General features: G+C 51.1%; 8 protein-coding genes. 3 read left to right on the top strand and 5 right to left on the bottom strand.

Going from position 1 to position 8,910, the window contains the following annotated elements:
- The 5 genes from QVO97_RS11875 to QVO97_RS11855 form a co-directional block, all read right to left on the bottom strand.
- Positions 1–587: 3-oxoacyl-ACP reductase family protein (locus QVO97_RS11875; protein WP_288189757.1), on the bottom strand; the 587-nt coding region annotated here is incomplete at its 3' end.
- The gene (gene fabD, locus QVO97_RS11870) at positions 581–1,513 is read right to left on the bottom strand and encodes an ACP S-malonyltransferase (RefSeq protein WP_022360535.1); all 933 of its coding nucleotides are present in this window, start codon (positions 1,511–1,513) and stop codon (positions 581–583) included. The genes QVO97_RS11875 and fabD, both read right to left, overlap by 7 nt.
- A 17-nt stretch (positions 1,514–1,530) precedes the next feature.
- Positions 1,531–2,457, bottom strand: a complete 927-nt coding sequence (gene fabK / locus QVO97_RS11865; RefSeq protein ID WP_022360534.1) for an enoyl-[acyl-carrier-protein] reductase FabK — start codon at positions 2,455–2,457, stop codon at positions 1,531–1,533.
- Positions 2,457–2,690, bottom strand: a complete 234-nt coding sequence (gene acpP / locus QVO97_RS11860) for an acyl carrier protein (RefSeq protein WP_022360533.1) — start codon at positions 2,688–2,690, stop codon at positions 2,457–2,459. The genes fabK and acpP overlap by 1 nt, the downstream gene beginning before the upstream one ends.
- 131 nt (positions 2,691–2,821) lie before the next feature.
- Positions 2,822–3,784 carry a beta-ketoacyl-ACP synthase III gene (locus QVO97_RS11855; protein ID WP_022360532.1) on the bottom strand — a complete coding sequence of 321 codons (963 nt, stop codon included), beginning with the start codon at positions 3,782–3,784 and terminating at the stop codon, positions 2,822–2,824.
- 445 nt (positions 3,785–4,229) lie between these two features.
- On the opposite strand from QVO97_RS11855, the gene QVO97_RS11850 reads away from it, so the two are divergent.
- Genes QVO97_RS11850 through QVO97_RS11840 form a run of 3 tightly spaced genes read left to right on the top strand, consistent with a single transcriptional unit; the run spans position 4,230 to position 8,639 of the window.
- A complete protein-coding gene (locus QVO97_RS11850) occupies positions 4,230–4,925 on the top strand; it encodes a response regulator transcription factor (protein WP_022360531.1) in 696 nt (231 codons plus the stop codon).
- A 45-nt stretch (positions 4,926–4,970) separates the two neighbouring features.
- Positions 4,971–7,514 (top strand): sensor histidine kinase, encoded by a 2,544-nt coding sequence (locus QVO97_RS11845; RefSeq protein ID WP_022360530.1) that lies wholly within the window; start codon positions 4,971–4,973, stop codon positions 7,512–7,514.
- A gap of 27 nt (positions 7,515–7,541) precedes the next feature.
- Positions 7,542–8,639 carry an alginate O-acetyltransferase AlgX-related protein gene (locus QVO97_RS11840; protein ID WP_022360529.1) on the top strand — a complete coding sequence of 366 codons (1,098 nt, stop codon included), beginning with the start codon at positions 7,542–7,544 and terminating at the stop codon, positions 8,637–8,639.
- Positions 8,640–8,910: the final 271 nt, after the last annotated feature.

The raw sequence follows: 8,910 nt of genomic DNA, 5'->3' as shown, positions 1-8,910 counted from the left end.
GGAAGAACGGCGGTCATTTCCGTATCAATAAATCCCGGTGCAATCGCGTTGACCGTGATACCACGGCTTCCAATCTCCCTTGCCACGGATTTGGTCAGTCCGATCACACCCGCCTTGGACGCACAGTAATTTGCCTGTCCCGCATTTCCCATCACGCCGGAAACAGAGGAAATATTGATGATGCGTCCGCCCTTCTGCTTTAACATCTGGCGGGATACGTGCTTAATGCAGTTAAATGCGCCCTTTAAGTTCGTATCGATGACGGCGTCAAACTCTTCCTCACTCATCTTCATCAGAAGATTGTCACGGGTAATGCCCGCGTTGTTGACTAAAATATCAATTCTCTTATAGCGGCTGATAATGTCCTTTAAGAACACCTCCGCCGCGCTGTAATCCGAAACATTGCACTGAACGGCTTCCGCCTGTCCGCCCGCCTCGGTAATTTCCTTTACGACATCCTCTGCTTTTGCCGCAGAGCCATTATAATTGACGATCACCACAGCGCCCTCTTTCGCCATCGAAATAGCGATCTGACGGCCAATGCCACGGCTGGCACCTGTCACAACTGCTACTTTTCCATTTAACATCCAAGCGCCTCCTTTACTTTGTCGATATCTTCCAGTTTCTCTATATTGAACGCCTTCGCGTTTTTGTCGATTTTACGCATGAAACCAGTCAGGGTCTTACCCGGTCCGATCTCAATAAATGTGTCCACACCGTCTGCTAACATCTTCCGGATCGTCTGCTCCCAGCGGACGGAGGAAGAAACCTGCTTCATCAGAAGCGGCTTTACATCGGCTGCATCGGTCACATAATCTGCCGTCACATTCGCGATATACGGAATCTCCGGCGTATGGATCTCAACGGTATCGAGTACCTTTCCAAGCTTCTCGCCAGCTCCCACTAACATCTTGGAATGGAACGGTCCGCTTACCTTTAACGGAAGAACGCGTTTTGCGCCCGCTTCCTTCAATTTCTCTCCTGCCTCGGCAACCGCCTCTGTCTTACCAGAGATAACAATCTGTCCCGGGCAGTTATAGTTGGCAATCTGCACGCCCTCGATCGGCGCGATCACCTCTTCAATCTTCTCTGCATCCATCGCCAGTACGGCAGACATGGCGCCCTGACCAACCGGGACTTCGCCCTGCATCAGGATACCTCTCTGCCGCACGGTACGGATGGCATCTTCGTCAGACATAACGCCTGCAGCCGCCATTGCAGGATACTCTCCCAGGCTCAGGCCCGCAGCCACATCCGGGCGGATTCCGGTACGTTCCATGAATACACGCATCATTGCAAGGCTGGCGGTTACCATCGCCGGCTGCGTATACTCCGTGATATTCAGACGGTCCGTCTGCGCCGGATCAAAGCAAAGATCGGTCATTGAAAACCCAAGGATCTCGCTTGCTTTCTCAAACATCTCGCGTCCCGTTTCCGTTTCCTGATAAAAATCCTGTCCCATGCCAGTGGTCTGTGCGCCCTGACCCGGAAAAATAAATGCAATTTTGCTCATAGCGTTACACTCACTCTCTACTTTCTGCCCAAAAGCGCCTCCGCCTGGGCCATCATTTCTTCAATCATTTCCTTGCAGGTCTGCTCTTTCTTCACCATACCTGCAATCTGTCCAGCCATCACGGTTCCGTTGTCCACGTCACCTTCCATGACTGCCTTCCGAAGCGTTCCAAGTGTTAAATACTCCAGTTCCTCGAACGGGCGTCCCTCTTTTTCCAGCTTCAGATACTCTCTCGTCATCTTATTTCTAAGACAGCGGATCGGATGTCCGTGACTCATACCGGTTACGGTCGAATCAATGTCTTTCGCCTTGATGACTCTGTCCTTGTAAGCCTGGCTTACGATAGATTCCTTCGATACGACGAAGCGGGTTCCCATCTGGACCGCCTCTGCACCCAGCATAAATGCCGCCGCAATGCCGCGTCCATCTGCGATACCTCCGGCTGCAATCACCGGAATCGAAACCGCATCGACTACCTGCGGAACAAGTGTCATCGTCGTCGCCTCGCCGATGTGTCCGCCGGACTCCATGCCTTCTGCAACGACTGCATCTGCGCCGCTCTTCTCCATCAGACGTGCCTGTGCAACCGAAGCGACAACCGGAATTACCTTAATGCCGGCTTCCTTCCACATGCCCATGTATTTGCCTGGAATACCGGCGCCGGTCGTTACGACCTTGATGCCTTCTTCCACAACTACCTTTGCCACGTCATCCGCATACGGGCTCATCAGCATGACATTGACACCAAACGGCTTCTTTGTCAGCTCTCTCGCCTTGCGGATCTCCTCGCGGACAACCTCACCTGGTGCATTGGCGCCGCCAATTAAGCCCAGACCGCCAGCTTCAGAAACGGCTGCTGCCAGATGATGTTCTGCCACCCATGCCATGCCGCCCTGAATAATCGGGTATTCAATCCCCAACATTTCTGTGATCTTTGTTTTCATTATGCCTCTACACCTTTTTCTTTTAAGTAGTTCATAACATCGCCTACAGTTGCCAGGTTCTGCAGATCCTCAGCCGGGATCTCTACGGAGTACTCGTCCTCCAGAGCCATAACCAGCTCAAACAGATCCAGAGAATCAGCACCCAGATCATCCTTGAAAGAGGAAGCCTCGGTAATGGAATCTGCGTCTACGCTCAGCTGCTCTGCAATAATTTCTTTCATTTTCTCTAACATCGTTTCAATCTCCTTTTTAAATGAATTTTCTTTTTGTGACCGCAAAAATGCAATCACTGTTCTTATATTTTATCAAAAAATGGGATAATGTACATTAGTTTTGCTATATATTTTTTTGCCTCTCCAGGCACCTACCAGGTCATCAATGCCGCGCCCCAGGTAAGACCCGCGCCAAAACCTGCCATCACCAGCGTATCGCCGCGTTTTAAGCGTCCGTCCCGGTGCATTTCATCCAGGAGAATCGGAATCGAAGCCGCCGACGTATTGCCGTAGCGCTCGATATTGACCGGAATCTTGTCCATCGGAACCTTCAGACGGCGCGACGCCGCTTCCAGAATCCGGATATTCGCCTGATGCAGCAGATAATGCTGTACCGCCTCGCGGTCCGTTCCGGTCTCCTCCAGAATCGCATTCACAATCTCCGGTACTTTCTTAACCGCAAACTTGAACACTTCCTGACCGTCCATCTGCATAAAACCAAGCTCCGGTCTGCCGCCCGTCAGGCAGTTTTCAAGACTTCTCGCCTGGCAGTACAGAACGTCGTTCTTCGTTCCGTCGCTGCCGACCAGCGTCTTCACCACACCCGTCTCGTCCGCCCGGACAACCGCCGCGCCCGCGCCATCGCCAAACAGGATGCAGGAACTGCGGTCCGTCCAGTCTAACACCTTGCTCAGTGTCTCCGCGCCGATGATCAGCGCCGTCTTATAGATGCCCGCCTGAATAAATCCCTGCACAATATGTAAGGCGTAAATAAATCCGGAACATGCCGCCGTGATGTCAAACGCCACCGCATGTTTCGCCCCGATGGCTCCCTGTACATCCGCCGCCGCACTCGGGAACGCCCGATCCGGGGAAGACGTCGCCACGATCACGATCTCAATCTCCTCTGGAGAAATGCCCGCGTCCGCGATCGCGCGCTTCGCCGCCTCTGTCGCCAACGCCGAGGTTCCCTCGCTCGTCGAGACATGTCTGGCTCCAATACCCGTCCGTTCCCGGATCCAGGCATCATTTGTATCAAGAAATTTCGTCAAATCCTGATTCGTCACAACCTGCTCCGGCGCATACGCGCCAATTCCAATGATTCTAGCTGTCATTTTCTCGTTTAACTCCGCTTCTTCTATAAAAGATAGTTTTAATTTCAAATGGTTTGATATTCAAATTAATTTAGAGTGTAGCGGAGAATGTGGGGTTTGTCAAGGGTAACTTGTAAATATAGACGCGTCGACCTGCCAAAAAGTCGTGACCCGGACGGTAAATGAGCGTCCCCAATCTTCCGGAAAACGCTCTCGCTCTTGCACTCGCTGCAGCGGACACTAAGCTCGAAAAGACCTCGCCAAGTGCCGGCGCGAGTGATGTTTCCTACAGATTGGGGACGCTCATTCACCTGAAATATAACTCACTTGAAATACATAAAAATAAGGATACCGCGGTTTTCTTTTTCGTTGTATAATTATAAGACATAGGTATCTTTATTGTATCTATACAGAAATTTGTATACTATATTATCTATATATTACCCTATTAAAAGGAGGAGTTGCTATGCAGAGTATTCTTGTATGTGACGATGATAAACAGATCGTAGAAGCGATTGACATATACTTAACCGGTGAGGGATTTGAGGTTATCAAGGCGTATGACGGCGCAGAGGCACTGGAGCTTTTGAAAACGCACACCGTGAATTTGATGATTCTGGACGTTATGATGCCGGGGTTAGACGGGATCCGGACGACGCTGAAGGTGCGTGAGACCAGCAGCATCCCGATCATTATTCTTTCCGCAAAGTCTGAGGATGCGGACAAGATTCTGGGCTTAAATATCGGGGCGGATGATTATATCACGAAGCCATTCAACCCGCTGGAACTGGTCGCCCGCGTGAAATCGCAGCTCCGCCGCTACACGCAGCTGGGAAATATGAACAATCAGATGGGCAACCACGTATTCAAATGCGGCGGCCTGCAGATCAACGATGAAAATAAGGAAGTAACCGTGGACGGCGAACTCATCAAGCTGACACCGATCGAGTACAACATCCTGCTTCTGCTCGTTAAAAACGCCGGAAAAGTCTTCTCCATCGACCAGATCTACGAGGCGATCTGGAATGAGGAGGCGATCGGCGCGGACAATACAGTTGCGGTTCATATCCGCCATATCCGCGAAAAGATCGAAATTAACCCGAGAGAGCCGCGCTATCTGAAGGTTGTCTGGGGTGTTGGATATAAAATTGAGAAGCAGTAAAAATGTGAATCATCCATCTAACAGAAGTTAGGAGTTGCAAAATTTATGACAAAACTCTCTCATATTCCGATGCAGATCCAGAAATGGATCGCCAGCCTCGCGCATCTGTTTTTCCTGATTCTGGGGCTGACTGGTATCTGCCTCATGTATATTCACGGAAATTTCGGTCTGGGGCTGACCGGCATTGGCTCGGTTCCTTATGAGGACACCGCGGAATTTAACACACAATTTAATAGCGATCTGAACGATATCTTCCTATATATGGACTATCAGGACGTCTTCGGCGCCGACAGCTCGATTGACCTCTCGCGCCGGATGCTCAAAATGACCTTTGGACCAAGCGAGACCGAAAATTTCTCCCTGTCCTCCCTGATTTCCTATCTGGAATCCATGGGGTACCAGCTCGACGACGACTTTAACTGCCAGAAGCTTTCCGAACCGGAAGACGGCGTCAAGAGCCGCGAAGGCTACGTCGAATGGTCGGTTCAGGAGCCGCAGCGGATCTACAGCTACCGTTCTGCCAGCCAAAAGCGCAGCACATTGGAGGACGCGGCGGTCGAGATCATGGACACACTGCATCGTTATTACACAGTGTATAACCGTTTCGTCGCCAATCCGTCCAACCTGCATTTTAAAATCCAGTACACGGAGCCGGATTCGGATCAGAACGAAACAACCCAGTTTACAAACACCGATTCCCTGACGCCGGAAAATGTCAAGGAATACGGGCGCTACGCGTATCTGCCGGGCAATTCCGTTTTCTACGATACCAACATGAAAGCGATCCCGCTCAGCAGCATTTCCGCACTGGCATCCAATAACCCGTACACCGGCAGCGACTATTATCTGCTGGTCGGAATCGATACAAATTATCCAGTCACTGACCTTTACGCGCGGGCGCATACCGCATACCTGCACCGGCAGCACCTGTATCTGACCGGATTTGCACTGACGATCTTCGCAACGATCGGACTGCTTTTGAGCTTCCTGTTTCTGTTCCGGGTGTCCGGCTACCAGAGTTACCGCAGCTTCGACGTGACACTGCACGGCTTCGACAAGAGCGGCACCGAAACCGGCATCATCTTTTTTGCCGCCATGACCGCGATCGCCCTGGTTGTAAGCGACCTGATTCTCGTCCGCATCCTGCATCTGGTCATTCCATCGCAGTATTGGTACTTCTCCGATCACAGCCTGCAGGCGCTGGTCCTGTATCTGGGCGGACTGCTGCTCTTTTTCAGCCTCCTGCGCCGCTACCGCGCCGGTACCCTGTGGACCTCCAGCCTGATCTGCCGGTTCCAGAAAAAAATGGCGATCCTCAAAACACGCCAGAACTTCCGCAGCCGTCTCGGCATCGGATTTGTTCTCTATCTTGCAATCAACACAGCGCTTATCAGCCTTGCCTGGTATTTCTGGGACCGCGTGTATGCAAGTTTATACGTTGTTTACCTGCTGACAGGTCTGACTGTGCTGGTATTTCTGCTGTTTAACCTGTGGATCTTTTACATACTGTTCCGGCAGGCAATCGAACAGGAATCCATCCGCGACGCCGTCCAGCAGCTATCCACCGGAGAAACCAGCTACCAGCTCAACCTCGATGAATTTGACGGACCGGAGCTCACGCTGGCAGAGGGACTCAACAACATCAGTTCCGGTCTTGAAACCGCCCTTCAGGAGAAAATGAAGAGCGAACGCCTCAAAACCAACCTGATTACCAACGTCTCACACGACATCAAAACGCCGTTGACCTCGATTATAAATTATGTAAATCTAATGAAACGGGAACATATTGAAGATGTGCGGATCAACGCCTATCTTGATGTGCTCGACCAGAAATCACAGCGTCTCAAAACACTGATTGAAGACCTCGTCGAGGCATCCAAGGCAAGCTCCGGCAATGTGAAGCTCGAATTTACCGACATTGACCTCGTCCAGATGGCATTTCAGACCAACGGCGAATTTGAAGAAAAACTGGATGCCAGACATCTGCAGCTCATCATCAATGCCCCGCGGAAACCGCTGATGATCCGCGCCGATGGACGCCGCCTGTGGCGCGTGCTTGAAAACCTGTACAACAACGTCTGCAAATATGCGATGGAGGGCAGCCGCGTCTACGTAGACCTCGCCCGCGTTCCCGGAAATCCAGAAACCGGTACTGCTGGCCAGGCAGTCTTCACCATCAAAAATATATCTGCCAATCCGCTCAACATCCGTGCTGACGAGCTGACCGAACGTTTCGTGCGCGGCGACGTCGCCCGCACCACCGAGGGAAGCGGACTGGGACTATCGATCGCCAAAGATCTGACGGAACTGCAGAACGGGCAGTTTAGTTTGTATATCGATGGGGATCTGTTTAAGGCGCAGGTGGCGTTTGATTTGGTGGAGAAAACGACGGAGAAGGCGGTTGAGGACGCAGGAATAATAGAAGAAACCGATGCTTCCGAAGCGGCTGAAAAGCCGAAAAAGGGCGATGAACTGAAAAAAACAAATATACCGGAAGAAGCTACTATTCAAAAAGAGGTAAACGGCGAATCTTCCGAAAATGCTATCAATGAAACCATAAACACTACGGAAAATTCAAGAAATGAATAAAAATTTATGAATTGAGGACTTTATCCTATGAAACGCACTCATATCATGATCGCAGTCTTCTTCGCCTGCATCCTCTCCCCCAACCTGCTGTTTCCTATCCTGAAAACCACAGCCGATGAGGGCACCGGCGAAAACCGCAGTCTGGCGGCATTTCCAACTCTGTCGCTGGAAACCATCGATACCTTTCCATCCGGTGTTGAGGACTGGGTCAACGACCATGCGGCGTTCCGCAACCGCTTCTTAAGCCTGAACGCCCGCTTAAACCTCTCCTTATTCCAGTTCGGAGACTCGCAGGACGTCATCACCGGAAAAGATGGCTGGTACTTTTACACGCTCGGAAGCTCTGTCGAGGACTTCCTCGGCACCAACCGTTTTTCCGCCGGGGAACTCCAGATGCTGGCAGACAAACTCCAGACCGTCCACGACGCCTGGAAAGAAAAAGGCACCGAATTTATCTTCCTGTGTGCTCCCAATAAAGAAGGCGTATACAGCGAATTCCTCCCGGATGGCTTCACCGCACCGGACGGACCTACCCGCCGCAGTGAACTGCTCGATTATCTGGAAATACACACAAATGTCCCAGTTGTCAATCCATACACGGAGCTCAAAAACCGCCGGGACTATCAGTGGTATTTCAAAACCGACACCCACTGGAACGATGCTGCCGGATTTCTCGTCTCCGGGCAGATCATCGATGCCGCTGGCGGCACCTACACGCCGATCGAAAACGTCACTGTCACCTATGAGCCGCGCGATCCGGGCGATCTGGCAAACCTGTTCCACATGCCAGAATCCATGTGCGACGATACCAAAGCAGATGTATCCGGTTACCGAAACAATGTAACCATCCACTACGACAGTGCCACCGACGATGGCAACATCGCCCACATCTCAGCAGACCAGACGCCCGACCCGCGACGCATCACGATCTACCGCGACTCCTTCGGCACTGCCCTGCTGGCAGGACTGCCGAAATACTTCGCGCATACCGATTTCTATCACTGGCAGGCATTCGAGCCGGAATTTTTGAATGAAAATAAGCCGGATGTGCTGGTGTATGAGGTGGTGGAACGGGATTTGGGGAGAATGATGGAGGATTTGGGGAAATTGATGCCGAATCAATGACCGCCAAATCAATGACGTGCATAGTTTGTGCATTTTCGAAAGTATCATTTGCACAGTTTAGATGTGTTTTTTATTGATCTCACATTATAATTATGATAAACTAAAATTATGGAAAGTCAGAGCATATGAAAGGCGGCCTGCCCCCTACTTTTGGAGGGCTTCCCCTCCAGCATCTCGTCATACCAATGACAGAAAGGAGGGCGATAACAATGTATATTACATATTCGGATTTAATTCAGTCTGGAATATTCATTGTCGCTCTCGTAGGATT

The organism is Clostridium sp. CAG:43 (genome assembly GCF_000434655.1).
Taxonomy (GTDB): Bacteria; Bacillota; Clostridia; order Lachnospirales; family Lachnospiraceae; genus Otoolea; species Otoolea fessa.
This window is presented reverse-complemented; position numbering and strand designations above follow the sequence as displayed.

Excerpts from the sequence above, each read along its gene's own strand:
- QVO97_RS11845 (WP_022360530.1), top strand. The coding sequence starts at position 4,971 with ATGACAAAACTCTCTCATATTCCGATGCAGATCCAGAAATGGATCGCC.
- fabD (WP_022360535.1), bottom strand. The coding sequence starts at position 1,513 with ATGAGCAAAATTGCATTTATTTTTCCGGGTCAGGGCGCACAGACCACT.
- fabK (WP_022360534.1), bottom strand. The coding sequence starts at position 2,457 with ATGAAAACAAAGATCACAGAAATGTTGGGGATTGAATACCCGATTATT.
- acpP (WP_022360533.1), bottom strand. The coding sequence starts at position 2,690 with ATGTTAGAGAAAATGAAAGAAATTATTGCAGAGCAGCTGAGCGTAGAC.
- QVO97_RS11855 (WP_022360532.1), bottom strand. The coding sequence starts at position 3,784 with ATGACAGCTAGAATCATTGGAATTGGCGCGTATGCGCCGGAGCAGGTT.
- QVO97_RS11840 (WP_022360529.1), top strand. The coding sequence starts at position 7,542 with ATGAAACGCACTCATATCATGATCGCAGTCTTCTTCGCCTGCATCCTC.
- QVO97_RS11850 (WP_022360531.1), top strand. The coding sequence starts at position 4,230 with ATGCAGAGTATTCTTGTATGTGACGATGATAAACAGATCGTAGAAGCG.